Source organism: Desulforegulaceae bacterium (assembly GCA_034006035.1).
Classification (GTDB): Bacteria; Desulfobacterota; Desulfobacteria; order Desulfobacterales; family JACKCP01; genus JACKCP01.
This window is the reverse complement of record JAVETN010000005.1, coordinates 1-18,985: the sequence shown is the minus strand read 5'-3', so window position 1 is coordinate 18,985 and position 18,985 is coordinate 1. Positions and strand designations below refer to the sequence as shown.

Below are 18,985 nucleotides of genomic sequence, written 5' to 3'. Positions count from 1 at the left end.
AATAAATCCTTGTTTTTATCTATTCACAAATTTTAAAAACTTGTGATATGTAATACTTCGCTTTAATAATTGTAAATTAAAAAAATCGGAAACAAGAAATAAAATGACATATTTATCTTATGATTTAGCTGTTATAGGAGCTGGGCATGCAGGATGCGAAGCAGCACTTGCAGCAGCAAGAATGGGTATAAAAACAGTATTATTTGCCATTGATCTGGACAAGGTTGCTTCAATGCCCTGCAGTCCTTCTATTGGAGGTACAGGAAAAGGTCAGCTTGTAAAAGAAATTGACGCTCTTGGCGGAGAAATGGCCAAAATAACTGACAAAACTGCAATTCAGTATAAAACCTTAAATACAAAAAAAGGTCCTGCTGTTCACTCTTCAAGAACACAAAACGATAAAAACCGCTATCATATTGAAATGAAAAAAGTTATTGAAGAAACAAAAAACCTTGATTTAAAACAAGCCCATATAGAAGAAATTCTAATTGAGGACTCAAAGGTTAAAGGAGTAATTGATGAAACAGGTTTTTATTATAAAACAGATTCTGCAATAATTTGTGCTGGAACTTTTCTTGGGGGGCTGGTTCATATTGGAAAAAGCAGGATAAAAGCAGGACGTGCCGGAGAATTTGGCTCATACTCTCTTTTGGATTGTCTTGAAAAAAATGGTTTAAACATGTTTAAAATGAAAACCGGAACTCCTCCAAGATTAAAAAAATCTTCCATAGATTTTTCAAAATTTCAGGAGCACTTAGCTGATATTGAACCAAAACCTTTTTCCTTTTCAAATACCAGGGTATCTTCTCTTAAATATCTTCCCAGTTATCTTGGATACACCAATGAAAAAAACATAGAAATTGTTTTAAATAATATAAGCAAATCTTCTTTGTACAGCGGTGCAATTACAGGAGTTTCTGCCAGATATTGCCCTTCATTTGAAGATAAAGCTGTAAAATTTCCCCACAGGGACAAACATCATATAATTCTTGAACCTGAAGGGCTGGACACAGACGAAATTTATGCAAGCGGACTTGGAAATTCCCTTCCCCTTGAAATTCAAATTCCCTTTGTAAGAGCAGTTAAGGGCCTTGAAGAAGCAAAGATTGTCAGACCTGGATATGCAATTGAATATTCAGTCATAGAACCAAGACAGCTTAAGCCAACCCTTGAAACAAAAAAAATAGACGGTCTTTTCATGGCAGGCCAAATAAACGGAACTTCAGGATATGAAGAAGCTGCAGCCCAGGGAATGTGGGCTGGAATAAATGCAGCCCTTAAACTAATGAAAAAAGAGCCTTTTATTTTAGACAGATCCCAGGGTTATATGGGTGTGATGGTAGATGATCTTGTAACCAAAGGAACCAGCGAACCTTATAGAATTTTTACTTCAAGAGCTGAATACAGGCTTATTTTAAGGGAAGACAATGCAAATTTTCGTCTGGCAAAAATCGGCCACAGCTTAGGACTTGTTTCTAAAGACTTTGTAAATGATCTAATTGAAAAAGAAAAAATAATTGAAGATGAAATTAAAAGAGTCAGAAATACAGTGATCAAGCCATTGCCTGAAGTAAACACCTGGCTTGAATCCAAAAACTCTTCAACCATTGAAACAGGTATCCATCTTGATAAGCTTATTAAAAGGGCAGAACTTGGATATGATGCTGTATTAAACCTTTCTCCATTGGAAAATCCTGTCCATAAAATTTGCCAAAAGCAGGTTGAAATTGAAATTAAATATGAAGGCTATATTCAAAGGCAAATTGCTGAAATTGAAAAATTCAAAAACCTTGAAAAAATTAAAATTCCAAAAGGATTTAGTTTTGAAAACCTCAATACCCTTACCAGTGAAATAAAAGAAAAACTTATAAAGGTAATGCCTGTTAATCTTGGTCAGGCATCAAGGATTGAAGGAATTACACCAGCGGCTATTTCAATTTTAATGGTTGCAACCAAAAGTTTTAAAGGCAATAAAATCAATTCTGAAAACTAAAAAATTAAACCAAAATTTTATTGTATCTAGTGTTTCTTAAACTTTTACACCCTGCCCTTTAAACCATGGCTAATGTTAAACCAGTTTCCAAAAAATTTTAACTCAAGGAAAGGACTTTACCTTGAAAGATTAAAATAAATCATTAGTTTGTAAGATAAATTAGTGGTTAGATAAATTCAAAAAAAATATGCCAAAGATTTACTAAGCTAAATATAATTTTTATATTTTATAATTATGAGGTTTATATGAGCGGACTTGATTATTACAACGAACTTGGGGTGGATAAAAGTGCAACAAAAGATGAAATTAAAAAAGCCTATAGAAAACTTGCACTAAAATATCACCCGGATAAAACAAAAAACGATAAAGAAGCTGAAGAAAAGTTTAAAAAGGTCAGCGAAGCTTATGCTGTTTTAAGTGATGAAGAAAAAAGAAAACAATATGACACTTATGGAGCTGATGCCTTTAGTCAGCAATACTCCAGCGAAGATATATTTAGAAACTTTGATTTTGGTAATATTTTCAAAGAATTTGGATTTGGAAGCAGCCAGGGAAGAGGATTTCACTCCAGCTTTAATTTAAACGATCTTTTTGGTGGAGGTTTTTCTTCTTCAGGTCAAAACAGAGTTAGAAGAAATGTTAAAGGCCAGGATCTTGAAACCGAGATTCAGGTTTCTGTTTACGAAGCTGTAAACGGTACCCAAAAAACAATAAGCTTAAACAGAAGCGGAACACCTGAACAATTATCTGTAAAAATCCCCAAAGGATTTGTAACTGGAAAAAAAATCAGACTTAGAGGGAAAGGCGGCAGCAGCCAATATGGAGGGCAGCCAGGAGATCTTTATATTAAATCACAAATTGTTTCAGACAATAAATTCAGTGCAAATGGAAATGATGTAATTGTAAATGAAGAAATAAGTCTTTCAGACTCACTTTTGGGCTCTTCAATTGAGATTACCACTCCTGATGGCTCAAAAATCAATTTAAAAGTTCCTCCATGTACAAAACACAGATCAAGATTTAGGATACCGGCTAAAGGAATTCCTTTTATGGGTCAGTCCAAAAAAGGAGATCTTTTTGTTCAGCTAAATGTTAATCTTCCAGCAAAACTTACAGAAAAACAAAAAAAGCTTATAAACCAGCTTGCTGAAACCGGAATTTAATCAAACCCAAATTAAACTTTTCATGTCAAAATAAAAATGCCTGGATATAATTTCAGGCATTTACATTCAATAATCCCCTTGAAATTAAAAATCATTCAAATCTAAGAAAAACTTTATTAAAATAAAAACAATCTCTATGAAAAGCTCTGCTTGAAAATATGATTGAATAGTGTAAAATAGTTAAAATCTAAGGTTTAAGATTGACATTAACATTGTTTATGCCTAGTTATCATATTGATTTATAAATCTAAACCTTTTAACTGCAAGTAAATTTCAAATCAATAAAAAAGAGTTGGATTTGAGTTATTATGCCTGAACTGGTTCTCGTTTTAAGCGAAAAAGAAATTGAAAAAAAAGTTTCTTTAGTGGCTAAAAAAATTTCAAAAGACTATTTAAATAAAGATCTTGTATTAATAGGAATTTTAAAAGGCTCTTTTATATTCATGGCTGATCTTGTTAGAAAACTATCCATTCCCTGCGAAATTGATTTTATAGGAGCATCAAGCTATGGATCTGACGACAAATCTTCAGGGGAAATCAAAATTACTAAAGATATCAATCTCAATATTAAAGGTAAACATGTTCTTCTTGTTGAAGACTTAATAGATACAGGACTTACACTGGGGTATCTCAAAAAACATCTCAAAGATTCAGGAGCTGCAGAAATAAAAGTATGTGCTCTCCTGGACAAATATGAGAGAAGAGAATTATCTGTTGAAGTTGATTATTCATGTCACAGAATAGAGGAAGGTTTCATTGTAGGCTATGGAATAGATTATGCCGAAAAGTACAGAAACCTGCCTGCAATTTATCATATTAAAACTTAATCGGAGAGGCTTATGAGGATTGTAACCTGCGAAGCCTGTCAGACCAGATACAAGCTTCCGGCTGGCAAAATCAAGACCACAGGTACAAAGGTCAAATGTTCAGAATGCGGTAATATCTTTAAGGTTTTCCCTGACATTCTTCCTGGGGAGGAAAAAGAGGAAGAAAAATTTGAAGATGATTTTTTTGGGGAAGATGAACCCGGCTCAGACGAGTTTAAGGATTCAGATAAAGAATCAGATTCTTTGTTAGAAGAGCATGGGGACTTTAAATTTGGCAATGAAGAGTTTGAAACCCCTGAGGATGAACTTGATTTTTCGCTTTCTGATGAAAGCAGTGACCTTATTTTTGATGATGATTTTCTTTCTGATGACCAAGAAGAAATTTCAGACAAAAAAGACTTTGGCGAAGACTTCATAGATATTGAAGAAATCGAAAAAGACAATGACGAAATAAGTGTTCCCGGGCAAAACGATTTTTCTCTTGATTTTGATACTGAAATTGGCGATTTTTCTGAAGATTTGGACAAAACAACCTCTGAGCCTGATTCCAAACCCGATGATGAAAAAGAAGATATCCCTTTTACATTTACTGATGATAAAGAAGATGATTTTGATTTATCAGTGGAAGAAACTCCTGAAAAAGAAGAAATTGAAGAGGATTTAAGTGATTTAAGCCTCTCAGATTTTGATCAGGAAGAATTCACAGAAGAAGACAGAAATATTTCTTTAGATCTTGAAGAAGACTCACCAGAAGAAAAATTTTCCCTTGATATTGATGACCTGGAATTTGAAGAAGATACTGAATCAATTGATGAGGAATTAGAGCTTTGCCTTGACTTTGGTGAAGAAGAGCTAAGTAAAGAGGAACTTTCCATTGACTTTGATGAAGAAGAACCAAGTGAAGAGGAACTTTCCATTGACTTTGATGAAGAAGAAGACCCAGCTCAAGAACTTGACCTTGGACTTACCCTGTCTGAAGAAGAAGAAATTGAAGATGAATTTAATTTAATTTTTGAAGATGAGAGTTTGGCTGAAGAACCAGAACTTAAAGAAGAGATTGAAGAAGAACCAGAACTTAAAGAAGAGATTGAAGAAGAACCAGAATTTTCCCTTAACCTTGACGAAGATAGCTTAGAAGAAGAAGATGAAGAAGATGAAGAAATTTTTTCTGAAGATGAACTTGAGCTTTCTTTTGAAGTTGAAGACACAGACCTTGACGAAGACGAACTTTCCTTTGAGGTAGAAGAAGAGCTTGACCTTGATCTTGATTTTGACCAGGAATTTGAAAAAACTTCAGACAATCTAGACCAGGAAGAGTTAAATCTAGACCTTAATCTTGATCTTACCGAAGATACAGATCTTTTCAGTTCCTCAGATGAAGAAGAACTTGAGCTTGAAATAGAAGATTTTGATTTTGGAGATACTGAAGAAGAGCTTGAACTGGAATTTGAAAGCCTTACAGACAATGAAGAAAGCCTGGAGCTTAGTCTTGAAGATGATGAAGATTCTTTAATGTTTGACCTGGATCTTGATTCAAATGGGGAAAAGCTGGAAATGGAAGACTCCTCAGAACCCAAAAAAGATGAGCTGGAAGAAATTTCATTTGATTTGGATTTTGATGAAACAGAAGAAGAAGAAGTTGAAATAAGTTTTGATCTTGAAGAAGATTCGGGCCGGGAAGTTTTTGCAGATGAGTTCAGTGAAACAAAATATGCCTCTGAAAAACTAGAAGAAGAAATCTCACCTCAACTTTCTGATTCAGCAATTGCCATGGATCTTGAAGAAGAATCCATCAAAGCTTCAGATGAATCAGATGATAAGCCAGAAGAAAAATCAAAGGAAAAATCAGAAGGGATTTTCAAGTTTATTATTTATATATTAATCATTCTTGGAATTATAATAGGTGGATTGTTTTACGCTGCCACCCAGACAAGTTTACTTGAAAATTTTCCAATAAAACTGCCCTGGATTGAAAAAGCAGACAAAACAACGGCAATTCCTGATCCCGGCAACCTTAAAATTGGTACAATAGTTAATGAGCCAAGGATTGTTCAATCGGATAAACTCGGATACTTAATGATATTAACAGGAGAATTAAAAAATAATTACTCCCATCCTGTTGGAAAAATAAAATTAAAGTCAGAGCTTTTATCTATGGATAAAACCATTGTTGCAAAAAAAGAATTTTATGCAGGAAACCAATTGTCAGACATCAAACTTAAAAATATGACCCAGGAAGATATTGATGCCGAACTAAACAAACCAAACGGGGACAATAATATAAACTCAAAACTAAGTGTAGGTAAATCAATACCTTTTATGGCTGTGTTTTCAAATTTACCTGATAATATTGCTGAAGTATCAGTAGAAGTGATTAGCTCAGAACAAAGCACAAACCAATAGATGTGAACAAATTAAGAAGTTTTGACAAATTAAAAAGACAGGTCGATTTCCATTAATTTAAAAAAAGTCCTTGACCTTTTTTAAATTAAAAGTTAATTAGCTTGTGCTTTCAAAGGCGATGTAGCTCAGTTGGTCAGAGCATACGGCTCATATCCGTAGAGTCCGGGGTTCAAATCCCTGCATCGCCACCATAAAAAATCAAGCCCTCTGTTTTATAAACAGGGGGCTTTTTTAATATTAAACCTCTAAACTTTTTTCATCCTGATTAATTAAAACTTTATAAGTTTGCCAAAAGCTCTTAAATCATTTAATTTTTAATGTTTAATTCAATTTTTTTTCAGATTATGCTATCAATGGCAGTCTGGCAGTTGAAACAAATTAAAGAGTGGGATTATGTTAAAATCATTTAGACTAATAGCTGAACAAAAAATAATAGAAGCACAAAAAAAGGGTTTTTTTGACAATTGTGAAGGCAAAGGAAAACCTTTTAAATTTGAAGATGAAAATGTCAGCCCGGAACTGAGGATGGCTTATAAGATTTTAAAAAATGCAGATTGCCTTCCACCTGAAATTGAACTTAAAAAAGAAATAACAAAAACTGAAGACCTTTTAAAAGGACTTTCCGATGAAAAGGAAATAATAAAAACCCAGACCAAACTCAATCTTCTCATTAAAAAATATAATATGGAGAATAATTTTTCCATGGGAAACGAGTTAAAAGAAAAATATTTTCCCAAAATATCAAAAATTATTAATAAAAGCAGATAAAACAAATGCCGTTTAAAAAAAATAAAACCAACTCTGGCACCACAAAAAACGAAGGTGTAGTTAAAAGTATTTTTATTGCATACTCAATACTTTTATCACATTTAATACTTATTGCTGTTCTTGGTCTTTTGGTGTTGTTTTTCAGGGGAGTGGTAAATTATCTTACATGGATTTTTCTAGCAGGATTTATGATTCTGATTGGAAGCGGATTTTATTTTATAAGAAAATTAAAAAAAGAGCAAAAATCAATAAGAGAAATTCTTTTGCTTCCGGAATTTGCTGGAAAAGATATAGAAATAAAACTTCTTGGAGGTGCAGCCTCTTTTAAAGTTGGAAACTCCCCTTCAAACAATAATCAAGCTCAAGCCAAGTCTGAAAATCAATATATTCAGCTGGAAAACCCGGTTAAATCAAGGATTGAAAACCTTGGTGAAATCAGCAGGCTCTATGAAAATCAAATGATATCCAAAGAAGAATATGAAGATTTGAAAAAAGAACTTTTCGGCAATAAACTCCTGGATAATGAAGACGATGATATTTTTGATATTGAACCTTCTAATGAAACAATTGAAACTGAAATTGAAATAAAAAACAAAAATGGTAAAAAAAATGACCAAAATTAAAGTAGCTCTGATTTACGGAGGCACCTCATCTGAAAGAGAAGTCTCAATTGCGGGAAAAGATGCAGTTTTTGAAGCAATAGATAAAAATCTTTATGAAGTTGAATGTTTTGATTCAAAATTTGACCTGGAAAAAATTTTAAAAAATGCCTCAAAGATTGATACAGCTCTGATTATTCTTCATGGAGAAAACGGTGAAGATGGAAAAGTTCAAGGATTTTTAGATCTTTTAAATATCCCCTACCAATCATCAGGAGTTCTTTCCAGTGCCCTTGCAATGAACAAAGAAAAATGCAAAGATTTTTACAAAATAAACTCAATTCCTATTGCAAATCATCTTGTTTTTAAAAAGCACTCAAAAGAACTTGAAAATCAAATAATTGAAAAAATTGGTTTACCTGTGGTAATCAAGCCTGCCCTTGGCGGCTCAAGCATTGCTTTATCAATTGTGGGAAATCAAAATGAGTTAAAAGATGCTTGTTTAAAAGCACTTAAAGAATCAAAAATTGTAATGGCTGAAGAATATATTTCTGGAACAGAACTTACCTGTGGGATTTTAGGAAATGATGATCCAAAAGCCCTTCCTATAATAGAAATAAGGCCAAAACAAGGACATAAATTTTTTGATTATGAAGCAAAATATACAGCTGGAGAAACCGATGAAATCTGCCCTGCTGAAATTGATGAAAAAACAGCAGAAAAGGTTCAAAATCTTTGCATAAAAATTCATAAAATTCTTCAATGCAAAGGATGCAGCAGAACAGATCTTATTTTAAAAGATAATAACCTTTATGTTCTTGAAACAAATACCATTCCGGGAATGACAAAAAACAGTCTTCTTCCCCTTGCAGCCAGAACAGCAGGAATTTCCTTTACCCAATTGATTGACAAATTAATAAATTTTTCCCTTGAAAAATAATTTTAAAATATACTGGAGTTGATTATGAAAGTTCTTATAATTGGAAGCGGAGGCCGTGAGCATTCAATATCCTGGAAAATAGCAAAAAGCAGTCTTGTATCCAAAGTATTTTGTGCACCTGGAAATCCTGGAATAAAAGAAGCTGAACTTGTTCCAATTCAGGCTGACGACCTTGAAGGACTTCTTGGTTTTGCAAAAAAAGAAAAAATAGATTTAACAATTGTAGGCCCTGAACTTCCTCTTTCTCTTGGAATTACCGACCTTTTCACAGCAAACGGACTTAAAATATTTGGTCCTTCAGCAAAAGCTGCCATGCTTGAAACATCAAAGTCCTATTCCAAATATATAATGGAAAAATACAAAATTCCCACAGCCAGGGGAAAATCTTTTACAAATTCTGATCAGGCAAAAGAATTTGTAAAAGAAATTGGAATTCCCCTTGTTGCAAAAGCAGACGGACTTGCAGCAGGAAAAGGTGTGATTATCTGCAACAGTGAAAACCAGGCCTTTGAAGCAATAGATGAGATTTTAAACGAAAAAAAATACGGGGATGCAGGAAATAAAATTCTTATTGAAGAATTTCTTGAAGGTGAAGAAGCTTCTTTTATAGCAATCACAGACGGAAAAAACATTTGCCCCCTTCCCTCTTCCCAGGATCATAAATCAGTTTTTGACAATGACAAAGGATTAAACACCGGAGGAATGGGAGCTTATTCCCCTGCTCCTGTTGTTGATATTTATATAAAAAACAAAGTCATGGAAAAAGTTATAAAACCTGTGATCAAAGCAATGGAAAAAGAAGGCAGTCCTTACACAGGATTTATTTATGCAGGGCTTATGATAAACAAAGATTCCATAAAAGTTCTTGAATTCAATGCCCGCCTTGGAGATCCTGAAGCCCAGCCTCTTTTGATGAGGATAAAATCAGACCTTGTTGAAATAATTCTTTCTGCCCTTGATAAAGATTTAGATAAATTTGAAATAGAAATCGATGAAAGGCCAAGTGTTTGTGTTGTAATGGCTTCAGGGGGATATCCCCTGGAATATGAAAAAGGAAAACTCATAAAAGGAATTGAAAATTTTGATAATGACCCTGAAATAGAAATATTTCATGGGGGAACAAAATTGGAAAACAATTCCTATTTTACAAACGCTGGAAGAGTTCTTGGAGTTACCTCCATAGGTGACAACCTTGATTCAGCAATAGAAAAGGCTTATCAAGCAGTTGAAAAAATAACTTGGGACAAAGTCCATTATAGAAAAGATGTGGGAATGAAAGCATTGAACAGGATGAATTTAAAGCCTTTAGTTGGAATAGTAATGGGAAGTGATTCTGATCTTGGAGTTATGATGGAAACAGTATCTATATTGAAAAAATTTGATATTCCATTTGAAATCACTGTTGCCTCTGCCCACAGAACTCCTGAAAAGGCCGGAAAATTTGCTTCAACAGCAATAAACAAGGGAATGAAGGTAATTATTGCAGGTGCAGGCCATGCAGCCCATCTTGCAGGAGTAATGGCAGCCTCAACCACCCTTCCTGTAATTGGAGTTCCCATAGATTCTTCAGCTTTACAAGGATTTGATTCTCTTCTTTCAACAGTTCAAATGCCTCCTGGAGTTCCAGTTGCAACAGTTGCCATAGGAAAACCCGGAGCTTATAATGCCGGTGTTCTTGCAGTACAGATTCTTGCCCTTGGTGATGAAAAAATTGCTGAAAAAATGAAACTATTCAAAATTGAAATGGCAGAAAAAGTTGAACAAAAAGCAAAAAGAATTTCAGCCTGAAATAATTGAATACACAAGTAATTCTTCTGCTCCTGAAAAATCAGCCCGTATTCTTGAAAATGGCGGGCTGATTGTATTTCCAACCAAAGGAGTTTATGGAATCGGAGCTGATATCCAAAATATTGAAGCTGTTAAAAAAATTTACAATCTAAAAAAAAGAGATTTAAACAAACCTCTTTTAATTCTTATTGGAAGTATTGAAGAAGTTAATAATTATTGTATAAATATTCCTCCAGTATTTTTTGAAATTATGAAAAATTTCTGGCCCGGAGATATTACTTTTATAATGGATGCTTCAAAAAATATTCCAGAAATTTTAACAGGTAAAACAGGAAAAATCGGGGTAAGAATTCCAGCTCATCCCTTTTTAAAAGAACTTTTTAAAATTTTCAAATTTCCAATTACAGGAACTTCAGCAAATATTTCAGGAAGACCTGCCACAGACAGATTTGAAGAACTTGATCCCCAATTAATAAAAAACACTCAGCTTTTGATAAAATCTACAAAAACCACCAGCAAAACACCTTCAACCATTGTTGAATCAAAAGACAAGGGAATAAAAATTTTAAGGGAAGGAAGAGTAAAAACCAAAGATTTAGAAAAATATTTAATCTGATTGACAAGTCAATTGGTTTTCATGTAATAAGTTTTCAGCTGAAACTATGGCTGACTTTATATTGATTTTTTAAAGTTTGCTTAAATTCAACTTATGCCGGAGTGGCGGAACTGGTAGACGCAGCGGATTCAAAATCCGCCGGGTATATGCCCTTGTGAGTTCGAGTCTCACCTTCGGTACCAAGTAAAAACAATAGGTTACAAGGTTTTATAAGAACTTAAAAAAGCAGCATATTTTGAATAGTACTAGATTAGTAAGTGTAATAAAAACCAAACAGCCCATAAGGGGTTAAAAAAGATGGTGTAATATAAAAGTATATAAGACTTTAAAAAAGGTAAGATTAAGCCAGAAAAAAAACATACTTCCAAAAAACCCCTGAACAAAAAAACGATTTTGTAGACATTTTGTACCACTATTCTAAATCAAAAACTTGCCTGTGTGCTGATTTTTTTACTTCCAGCTTTGCAAGGCTTTGTCCCCATTAAAAACAATAAAGTTTAAATCTTTATCTGAAACAACTGGATCTGAAGATATTACAACCAACAAAAATCAATCTTTAATTAGTTTATCTAATGAGCAATGAATCAATACTGATAAACAGCTGGAAATCATGGTTTAACTCAGCTACTATAATCTAAATTATTATAAAATTTAAGCTTCAAGGATTATTTTCCATGGGTAAGATTTATAAATCAAGTTGTTTTTTTCTATTAATTCTAGCTTTTCTGTCAGTACCTGGCCTTGCAAAAACTGAAAACACAGAAAAAGTAGAAAAACGTAAAGAATTAACTGAAAACTCAATAAACCGCCAGAAATTAATCGAAGAAAGGGTATTTAGAAATTACCGTGAAAGCCCTTTTTCCATGCATAGAATGAATTACGCTGTGGTTGGCAGCAATGACCTTAAATTACAATACAGTTTTAAATACCGTTTATTTACCCAGACAGATCTTTATGTATCTTTTACCAATCTCATACTCTGGAATATATATGAAGACCAAAATCCAGCCTATGATAACAATTATCAACCTGAAGTTTTTTACCGCTTTGTAAAAGAAAACAAGTGGTTTTTGTCTGCTGATCTTGGATACTGGCATCTTTCCAACGGCACCTCAGGACCAAAAGCCAGATCATGGGATCGTTTGTTTGTAAGATTTATGCAAACCACAAAAATATCTGAGATGAATTTGTACTGGTATACTCATATCTGGCCTTTAACCCTTTACCAAGGAAGAGAAAACAGAGATATTAATGATTATCTTGGCTGGTGGGATTTTGGATTTTGGATAAAAAACATTCTTAAACATCAATCTGGAGACGGGTTGGATTTTCAATTCAATTTTCGCCCGGGAAAATACGGAATCCCTTTTAATAAAGGCAATGCCACGGCTGGATTACAATATAGGATCCAGCGCTGGACAACGTTTAACCCCACTCTTTACTTACAATATTTCCATGGTTACAGCGAGGTTATCCTGGACTACAACCACAGAAGTGATGAGTTAAGAATGGGCCTTTCCTGGTTCTATTAAAATAAATATGAAAAATTAAAAATACAGGAGTTAAAAATACTATGACTGCTATTCCCGATGGATTTCATTATGTGGGCAATTGCATCCGCCCGCCCAGTGAATACAATTCAATACTTTTACAGGCAACCCTTGGTTGTTCCCATTCAAAATGCACTTTTTGCGGTGCATACAAAGATAAGCGGTTTTCAATAAAAGACAGAAAACATCTTGAAAGCGATTTGGCCTTTGCAAGTAAATATTGTACCCGTCAGGACAGGGTTTTTATCATGGACGGAGATGCCCTGATCATGCCCATGGATAATTGGATTTGGCTTTTGGGTGAAATCAAAGAAAAGCTGCCCTGGGTAAAAAGAACTACTTGTTATGCAAATTTAAAATCAATCAGCATGAAATCAGATGAAGATTTGGCCAAGCTTTATGAAATGGGTTTAAAAGCAGTTTTCATAGGTCTTGAATCCGGCCATCCCAAGATCAGAGAAGATATTAAAAAAGGTGGAACTCCTGAAGAACTTGTTTTTCATTGCCAAAGACTTAGAAAATCAGGAATCCGCCTTGTTACAATTGTACTTTTAGGCCTTGGCCAAATTGAACTAAGCCTTGACCATGCAAGAGAAACAGGAAAAGCCTTAACAGCCATTGATCCCGAAGCCGTGAGTGTACTTTCCCTTATTCCTTTGCCTAACACACCACTTGGTCAGGCATTTGAAAAAGGAGAATTTAAAATCCCGGATAATCTAGGGATGATTGCTGAGCTAAGAGAACTTGTAAAACATACAAAACTTTCAAGAGGTGCTTTCAGGTCTGTTCATGCCAGTAATTATCTGTCAATAAACGCAAGATTTCCCCAGGACAAGGAAAAAGTTTTGCAAACACTTGATAATGCTTTAGCAGGAACCATTGAGCTAAAACCTGAATGGATGCGCAGACTTTAAGCTTGTTTTCGGCCCCTCGGACTAGTTGCAGGCTCGTTCCCAAGCTCCAGCTTGGGAATGTAAACACATGAAATAACAAGCTTTATCTGTACAGACTCATAAAACAAACTAATTGACCAGAATGCTTTTTAGGCTCGTTCCCAAGCTCTGATTTGGACTCGGACTAGTTGCAGGCTCGTTCCCAAGCTCTGATTTGGACTCGGACTAGTTGCAGGCTCGTTCCCAAGCTCTGATTTAGACTCGGACTAGTTGTAGGCTCGTTCCCAAGCTCTGATTTAGACTCGGACTAGTTGTAGGCTCGTTCCCAAGCTCCAGCTTGGGAATGTAAACACATGAAATAACAAGCTTTATCTGTACAGACTCATAAAACAAACTAATTGACCAACAAGCTTTTTCGGACTCGTTGCGGGCTCATTCCCAAACCCCAACTCGAAAATCCAATCATATAAAACAACCACCAATCCTAAAACCATCAAAAAAACCAAAATCAAAACACAATCCAATCAATTATCAAAATTACCATTGCCTAAATCAGGGATTCCTTATTAATATGTCAAAATAAGTTGTTTTTATGAACCACACTAACTTATCAGGGGGAAAAGCTTATGCAAAAAAAACTTATTGTTTATCTTTTACTGGCGACTTGTGCTTATCTGCTGCCGGCTTCTTTTATAGTAACAGAGGCAAATTCTTCTGATTACAGAAGCTGGACCACAGCAGATCACAATAAAATTGACCTTCTTCAGCAAAAATTTGGAACCCCTGAAGAAGTAACAAGTGCTTGCATTTTTTGTCATACCGACGCATCAAAACAAATTCACGACACCATTCACTGGTCCTGGGAATGCGGAGCAGACAAAACCGGAAAAATGGGAAAAGGTGGAATTACCATGAACAATTTCTGAATGAACATAGCAAGCAACGAGGCTCGTTGCACTTCATGTCATTCAGGATACGGCTGGAAAGATAATAATTTTGATTTCACAAATGAGCAAAAAGTAGATTGTCTTGTTTGTCATGAGCAAAGCCGTGAATATAAAAAATTTCCAACAGATGCAGGTTATCCAGCCTTAGAAGACAAATATTTTGGAGACGAACTTTATAAAAAAGTTGATTTGAACAAATCTGCTCAAAGTGTAGGACTTCCAACCAGACACAATTGCGGAGCCTGCCATTTTTACGGAGGCGGAGGAGACGGAGTAAAACACGGAGATCTTGACAGTTCATTAATTGATCCTCCCTATGATTTAGATGTTCATATGTCCAAAGACGGAGGAGATTTTTCCTGTGCAAGATGTCACACCACAGTTGATCATAAAATTGCAGGCCGCTGTTATAAAACACCTGCTTTTACAGATAGAAAATCTGTTCTTGATTCAGATATGGTAAAAAGAATTTCCTGTGTTTCCTGCCACACTGACTCACCCCATAAAAATGTAAAAAAATTAAATGACCATACTGATAAAGTTTCTTGTCAGGCCTGTCATATTCCTGCTTTTGCAAGACAAAATCCAACTAAAATGCAATGGGACTGGTCAACTGCCGGAGACCTAAAAGATGGAAAGCCCTATGTTGAAATGGATGAAGAAATGCAAAGAATTAAATATTCATCCCAAAAAGGAGATTTTACCTGGGAAAAAAATGTTGAGCCTGAATATTTCTGGTACAATGGTTCCCTGGAATACGTTCTTTTAACAGATGAAATAGATCCTTCAAATTCACCTATAAAACTAAATTGTGTAATGGGCGATATGAATGACGAAAAATCAAGAATTTATCCTTTTAAAGTACACAAGGCAAAACAGCCCTATGACAAAATAAACAACAAAATGGCTGCAGTTCATCTTTATGGAAAGAACAATACCTCTTACTGGTCAAATTTTCATTGGGGGAATGCTATTCAAACAGCCATGGATTATATGGATCTTCCATACAGCGGAGAATATGAATTTATAGATACAGAATACCATTTTCAAATAACCCATATGGTTGCACCGGCCAAAGATTCTCTTACTTGTGTACAATGCCATTCTCCAAATGGAAGACTGGAAAAACTGGCTGGGTTTTATATGCCTGGAAGGGACAAGTTCGGCCTGATAGATAAAGGCGGATTTGCTCTTATATTTTTATCACTTGGGGTTGTTTTTGTTCATGGATTAATCAGAATATTTTCATCTTCAAAAAAGGACTAAAAAATGGAAAAAATTTATCTTTATACAAGATTTGAAAGATTCTGGCATTGGCTCCAGGGGGGATTGATAATTCTTCTTATTGTAACAGGGTTTGAAATCCACAGCACATTTACTTTATTTGGATTTGAAAACGCCTTTAATATCCACAATTATGCTGCCTGGACATGGCTGATTTTATTTATTTTCATTGTTTTCTGGCTTATAATTACAGGGGAATGGAAACAATATATTCCAACAATGAAAAAAATGATTGATGTAATACTTTATTATTCTTTTAATATTTTCAAGGGCCATCCCCACCCTGTTCCAAAAAGCAAAAGAAGAAAGCACAATCCTCTTCAAAGAATCACCTATCTTGTAATAGTTTCTCTTTTAATTCCCTATCAAATTATTACAGGATTTCTTTATTATTATTACAATGAGCTTCCCAAAGATTTGTTTTTTACCGATTTAGCTGTTCTTGGAGCTCTTCACACAATAGGTGCTTTTGCTTTTGTACTTTTTTTAATCATCCATATTTATATGACAACCACAGGACACACCTGGACAGCTCACATAAAAGCAATGTTTACAGGTTGGGAAGAAGTTGAAAATATAAATGAAGTTGAACCCTGGGAAATTAAAAGCCGGGAACCAAAGATATAATTGGTCTTGTTTTTTGATGGTTCCCAAGCTCAGTCTCGCTTTCTACTGGTTCCCAAGCTCCTTGCTTGGGAACCTACGTTTCAAATAAAAAGAGCCTGATGGTTAATTAGCTTGCCTTATGAACCTATTCAAATAAACTCTTTTCTTTCAAGCACTTACATTCCCAAGCCAGAGCTTGGGAACGAGCCCTCAAATAAGTACGAATCTAAATCAAACTCCAAGCCTACTGGTTCCCAAGCTCCTTACTTGGGAACCTATAGTCCAAATAAAAAAGCCTGATGGTTAATCAGCTCTCTCTATAAATCTGTGGGAATAAACTATATTATTTCAAACACTTACATTCCCAAGCCAGAGCTTGGGAACGAACCCTCGAATAAGTACGAATCTACGAAGCTTGGGAACGAGCCCACCAGTACGAAGTTCAAAAGTAATCGAAGCCTGCTGGTTCCCAAGCTCTTTGCTTGGGAACCTATAGTCCAAATAAAAAAGCCTGATGGTTAATCAGCTCTCTCTATAAATCTGTGGAAATAAACTATATTATTTCAAACACTTACATTCCCAAGCCAGAGCTTGGGAACGACCCCTCGAATAAGTACGAATCTACGAAGCTTGGGAACGAGCCCACCAGTACGAAGTTCAAAAGTAATCGAAGCCTGCTGGTTCCCAAGCTCCTTGCTTGGGAACCTATATTCCAAATAAAAAGAGCCTGACGGTTAATCAACTCGCTTTATGAATCTATGCAAATAAACTCTGTTATTTCAAACTATTACATTCCCAAGCCAGAGCTTGGGAACGGGCCTAAAAGCATTTCCCCCATAGTTCATTTTTTACTTCAGGAAATTATTTTCTAATCAATCTTGAAGAAACAGATTTAAGACTGTTTATGAATTTTGATAAAGTAACAGACTGAATGTCTGCCTTTATTTAGTTTGTATTTCATGATAAATATTATCATTATGAACTGGATGGAATGTCAACAAAAGAACTGATTCATCCCCCACCTTTGTTTACTCAGGAAGGGGACTTCTCAGCAAGGATGTTAAACAAGTTGGGTTTATCTAATAAAAAAAAGGTGGAATCAAAAAAATGAAAACAACGAATAATTTCGCTGATATATCTGTAGCTATAAACTGGGGAACCCCTACTTCAACTCATACGGACATAACCCACTAACAAGAGTCAATATCTCCAGAGACTTTCTCTATGAATATGAGCCGGAGCTTTTCTTTGACCTTGAAAAAGGACAAACAATAAATGCAGATAAATATTTTTTAAAAGACTACTTCAAACATGAAACATCAAAAATTCTAAAAATAAAAAAAAGAAACATAAGGCCTCTTAAACACGGTGAACTTCCCGTTATTCCCCAAAAAGGAAGGTTTTATCCAAAAGGAATACTTTCAGGAATTACAAATATTTTCGCAGTAAATATGCATCCTTTCAGGTGCATTGACATTGAAAATAATAATATCTTCTGCGACCTGAACAGCCCCTTGAATGGGAAATTTCCTGAAATCGAGGTGAAAATAGAAGATATAACAAAAAAGGAAAGAGATTCAGGAGCCAGCTGCCGCCATTTTCTTGAAGAAATAACAGGCCCGGGAATGCAGGCAAGATATAATAATAGACCAACTGATTTTTTCACCCACTCGGCCTTTTCAAAGTCATTGACAGAAACTGATGAAGAGTTTTACAAAAAACCAAGGATTACCGCCCATACAGATCTTTTATGCAGAAAAAACATTGAATCGGTTTATTCAAAACTCATTTTACCAGGCAAAAATGTTCTTGATCTCATGTCAAGCACCTACTCACACCTACCAATGGACAAAGATCTTACAGTTACAGGTCTTGGCATGAATATAGAAGAACTTAAAGAAAACAAAATTCTTTCCAAAAGAATTGTTCAAAATCTCAATACAAATACGGTACTTCCCTTTGATGACAACTCATTTGACTATGCAGTCTGTTCCATGTCTGTTGAGTATCTTTCAAATCCTTTTGAAGTATTTAAGGACGTATACAGAATTTTAAGACCCGGCGGGCTTTTTATTGTTTCCTTTTCAAACAGGTGGTTTCCTGGAAAAGAAATAAAAATATGGAATGAACTCCATGATTTTGAAAAAATGGGGCTTGTCCTTGAATATTTTTACAATACAAAAAAATTTAAAAATTGTGGTACAATTTCCATGAGAGGATTTCCAAGACTTTATGATAAAAATGACAGATACAAAGATAGTTTATGGTTTTCAGACCCACTTTTTATAGTTTACGGAGAAAAATGAAACAAATTTCTGCTGGTTCCCAAGCGCCTTGCTTGGGAACCCGTGTCCCAGATAAAAAAAGCCTGATGGTTAATTAGCTCGCCTTATGAACCTATTCAAATAAACTCTTTTCTTTCAAGCACTTACATTCCCAAGCCAGAGCTTGGGAACGAGTCCAAAAAAGACACGGCCATTGTCTGGCTAAACAAACCCTGCATCCCGGGGCAAGCCTGTGCAGAAAACGGGGTTAAATCTTTAACCTTGATAAATGTTTTTATTTGTTTAATTTATCGTATAAATTCAGTAAAATATAATTTGTTGCG

Annotated in this window: 15 protein-coding genes and 2 tRNA genes; all 17 read left to right on the top strand. The window is 34.9% G+C overall.

Going from position 1 to position 18,985, the window contains the following annotated elements; genetic code table 11:
* Positions 1 to 103: 103 nt before the first annotated feature.
* Entirely contained in the window at positions 104 to 1,993 is a 1,890-nt protein-coding gene (mnmG, locus tag RBR53_05310; protein MDY0132069.1) for a tRNA uridine-5-carboxymethylaminomethyl(34) synthesis enzyme MnmG, read from the top strand.
* Between the two features lie 245 nt (positions 1,994 to 2,238).
* On the top strand, positions 2,239 to 3,156 hold the full coding sequence (locus RBR53_05305) for a DnaJ C-terminal domain-containing protein (GenBank protein MDY0132068.1): 918 nt from the start codon (positions 2,239 to 2,241) through the stop codon (positions 3,154 to 3,156).
* Positions 3,157 to 3,464: 308 nt separating this feature from the next.
* Positions 3,465 to 3,983: a hypoxanthine phosphoribosyltransferase gene (gene hpt / locus RBR53_05300; protein MDY0132067.1), complete on the top strand. Its 519-nt coding sequence runs from the start codon at positions 3,465 to 3,467 to the stop codon at positions 3,981 to 3,983.
* A 12-nt stretch (positions 3,984 to 3,995) separates the two neighbouring features.
* Entirely contained in the window at positions 3,996 to 6,386 is a 2,391-nt protein-coding gene (locus RBR53_05295) for a DUF3426 domain-containing protein (GenBank protein MDY0132066.1), read from the top strand.
* 114 nt (positions 6,387 to 6,500) lie between these two features.
* Positions 6,501 to 6,577 (top strand) — tRNA-Met (locus RBR53_05290).
* A gap of 202 nt (positions 6,578 to 6,779) precedes the next feature.
* The gene (locus RBR53_05285) at positions 6,780 to 7,154 is read left to right on the top strand and encodes a DUF1992 domain-containing protein (GenBank protein MDY0132065.1); all 375 of its coding nucleotides are present in this window, start codon (positions 6,780 to 6,782) and stop codon (positions 7,152 to 7,154) included.
* A gap of 5 nt (positions 7,155 to 7,159) precedes the next feature.
* Positions 7,160 to 7,777, top strand: a complete 618-nt coding sequence (locus RBR53_05280; protein ID MDY0132064.1) for a hypothetical protein — start codon at positions 7,160 to 7,162, stop codon at positions 7,775 to 7,777.
* A complete protein-coding gene (locus RBR53_05275; GenBank protein ID MDY0132063.1) occupies positions 7,764 to 8,693 on the top strand; it encodes a D-alanine--D-alanine ligase in 930 nt (309 codons plus the stop codon). Before RBR53_05280 ends, RBR53_05275 begins: the two co-directional genes overlap by 14 nt.
* A gap of 24 nt (positions 8,694 to 8,717) precedes the next feature.
* On the top strand, positions 8,718 to 10,481 hold the full coding sequence (gene purD, locus RBR53_05270) for a phosphoribosylamine--glycine ligase (protein MDY0132062.1): 1,764 nt from the start codon (positions 8,718 to 8,720) through the stop codon (positions 10,479 to 10,481).
* Positions 10,450 to 11,097 carry an L-threonylcarbamoyladenylate synthase gene (locus RBR53_05265; protein MDY0132061.1) on the top strand — a complete coding sequence of 216 codons (648 nt, stop codon included), beginning with the start codon at positions 10,450 to 10,452 and terminating at the stop codon, positions 11,095 to 11,097. Before purD ends, RBR53_05265 begins: the two co-directional genes overlap by 32 nt.
* A 95-nt stretch (positions 11,098 to 11,192) precedes the next feature.
* Positions 11,193 to 11,279, top strand: a tRNA-Leu gene (locus RBR53_05260).
* Between the two features lie 492 nt (positions 11,280 to 11,771).
* Positions 11,772 to 12,629, top strand: coding sequence for a phospholipase A (locus RBR53_05255; protein ID MDY0132060.1), 858 nt, complete (start codon positions 11,772 to 11,774; stop codon positions 12,627 to 12,629).
* Between the two features lie 41 nt (positions 12,630 to 12,670).
* Positions 12,671 to 13,561, top strand: a complete 891-nt coding sequence (locus tag RBR53_05250) for a radical SAM protein (protein ID MDY0132059.1) — start codon at positions 12,671 to 12,673, stop codon at positions 13,559 to 13,561.
* Positions 13,562 to 14,166: 605 nt separating this feature from the next.
* Positions 14,167 to 14,466: a hypothetical protein gene (locus RBR53_05245; GenBank protein ID MDY0132058.1), complete on the top strand. Its 300-nt coding sequence runs from the start codon at positions 14,167 to 14,169 to the stop codon at positions 14,464 to 14,466.
* Positions 14,467 to 15,753: a tetrathionate reductase family octaheme c-type cytochrome gene (locus RBR53_05240; protein MDY0132057.1), complete on the top strand. Its 1,287-nt coding sequence runs from the start codon at positions 14,467 to 14,469 to the stop codon at positions 15,751 to 15,753. It begins immediately after the preceding gene.
* Positions 15,754 to 15,756: 3 nt separating this feature from the next.
* Positions 15,757 to 16,398 carry a cytochrome b/b6 domain-containing protein gene (locus tag RBR53_05235; protein ID MDY0132056.1) on the top strand — a complete coding sequence of 214 codons (642 nt, stop codon included), beginning with the start codon at positions 15,757 to 15,759 and terminating at the stop codon, positions 16,396 to 16,398.
* Between the two features lie 1,430 nt (positions 16,399 to 17,828).
* Positions 17,829 to 18,683, top strand: a complete 855-nt coding sequence (locus tag RBR53_05230; protein MDY0132055.1) for a class I SAM-dependent methyltransferase — start codon at positions 17,829 to 17,831, stop codon at positions 18,681 to 18,683.
* Positions 18,684 to 18,985 lie beyond the last annotated feature (302 nt).

What these genes read in the sequence shown, in the direction of transcription:
- mnmG (MDY0132069.1), top strand. Translation starts at nt 104, where the DNA reads ATGACATATTTATCTTATGATTTAGCTGTTATAGGAGCTGGGCATGCA.
- RBR53_05305 (MDY0132068.1), top strand. Translation starts at nt 2,239, where the DNA reads ATGAGCGGACTTGATTATTACAACGAACTTGGGGTGGATAAAAGTGCA.
- hpt (MDY0132067.1), top strand. Translation starts at nt 3,465, where the DNA reads ATGCCTGAACTGGTTCTCGTTTTAAGCGAAAAAGAAATTGAAAAAAAA.
- RBR53_05295 (MDY0132066.1), top strand. Translation starts at nt 3,996, where the DNA reads ATGAGGATTGTAACCTGCGAAGCCTGTCAGACCAGATACAAGCTTCCG.
- RBR53_05285 (MDY0132065.1), top strand. Translation starts at nt 6,780, where the DNA reads ATGTTAAAATCATTTAGACTAATAGCTGAACAAAAAATAATAGAAGCA.
- RBR53_05280 (MDY0132064.1), top strand. Translation starts at nt 7,160, where the DNA reads ATGCCGTTTAAAAAAAATAAAACCAACTCTGGCACCACAAAAAACGAA.
- RBR53_05275 (MDY0132063.1), top strand. Translation starts at nt 7,764, where the DNA reads ATGACCAAAATTAAAGTAGCTCTGATTTACGGAGGCACCTCATCTGAA.
- purD (MDY0132062.1), top strand. Translation starts at nt 8,718, where the DNA reads ATGAAAGTTCTTATAATTGGAAGCGGAGGCCGTGAGCATTCAATATCC.
- RBR53_05255 (MDY0132060.1), top strand. Translation starts at nt 11,772, where the DNA reads ATGGGTAAGATTTATAAATCAAGTTGTTTTTTTCTATTAATTCTAGCT.
- RBR53_05250 (MDY0132059.1), top strand. Translation starts at nt 12,671, where the DNA reads ATGACTGCTATTCCCGATGGATTTCATTATGTGGGCAATTGCATCCGC.
- RBR53_05245 (MDY0132058.1), top strand. Translation starts at nt 14,167, where the DNA reads ATGCAAAAAAAACTTATTGTTTATCTTTTACTGGCGACTTGTGCTTAT.
- RBR53_05240 (MDY0132057.1), top strand. Translation starts at nt 14,467, where the DNA reads ATGAACATAGCAAGCAACGAGGCTCGTTGCACTTCATGTCATTCAGGA.
- RBR53_05235 (MDY0132056.1), top strand. Translation starts at nt 15,757, where the DNA reads ATGGAAAAAATTTATCTTTATACAAGATTTGAAAGATTCTGGCATTGG.
- RBR53_05230 (MDY0132055.1), top strand. Translation starts at nt 17,829, where the DNA reads ATGCATCCTTTCAGGTGCATTGACATTGAAAATAATAATATCTTCTGC.